Source organism: Pseudoalteromonas sp. ND6B (assembly GCF_000764215.1).
GTDB lineage: Bacteria > Pseudomonadota > Gammaproteobacteria > Enterobacterales > Alteromonadaceae > Pseudoalteromonas > Pseudoalteromonas tetraodonis.
Genome location: NZ_JQFL01000064.1, coordinates 1 through 825, shown reverse-complemented (window position 1 = coordinate 825; position 825 = coordinate 1). Strand labels below are relative to the sequence as shown.

General features: G+C 40.8%; 2 tRNA genes and 1 rRNA gene. All 3 read right to left on the bottom strand.

The window, feature by feature from the left end:
• Nucleotides 1–374: 374 nt before the first annotated feature.
• Nucleotides 375–450 (bottom strand) — tRNA-Ala (locus tag ND6B_RS04460).
• Between the two features lie 111 nt (nt 451–561).
• Nucleotides 562–638: transfer RNA gene (locus ND6B_RS04465), tRNA-Ile, on the bottom strand.
• 76 nt (nt 639–714) lie between these two features.
• Nucleotides 715–825 (bottom strand): 16S ribosomal RNA (locus ND6B_RS0119415); the annotation flags it as partial.

Sequence of the window (825 nt, the reverse complement as noted above, 5' to 3'; positions counted from 1 at the left end):
CGCAAGTTAATACGTCCTTCATCGCCTCCAACTGCCAAGGCATCCACCGTGTACGCTTAGTCACTTAACCATACAACCCAAACGGGTCTTTGTTTTGTGACAGTTTAACTTCGCCAGAAGTTAATATTGAATACTAAAGTAGATACCAATCAACAAACGTTAAACGTTTATTAAATGGCACTGAATGATACTGCTATCATTCTTTTTTACTTTTGAAAACTCTGTACAAATACAATGTATTCATACGAATTTTATTATCAGCTTTTCCAAATTTTTAAAGAGCAGAGAATCAAAAACTTCTCAAAATTAAACACACTCTATTCTCAGGTGATTGTGCTACCCGATAAAAGAATATTTATTTTTAAGAAGTAAAGTGGTGGAGCTAAGCAGGATCGAACTGCTGACCTCCTGCGTGCAAGGCAGGCGCTCTCCCAGCTGAGCTATAGCCCCACATATGCTGGTCTTACTGTTTGTATACCGACTTCTTTTTAAGACAAGGCGTAAGTTGAGGCCGTTTAGTTTACTAAACAACGAAGCTTACAACGAAGTATTAAGAAGAAGTGGTGGGTCTGAGTAGATTTGAACTACCGACCTCACCCTTATCAGGGGTGCGCTCTAACCAGCTGAGCTACAGACCCAAACAATAAGTGTTGTTCTCTTTACAATTAACAATCATCTGTGTGGACACTACGAACAAATAAGTTCTAAATCGTATAAGGAGGTGATCCAGCCCCAGGTTCCCCTAGGGCTACCTTGTTACGACTTCACCCCAGTCATGAATCACTCCGTGGTAAACGTCCTCCCGAGGGTTAGACTATCTACTTC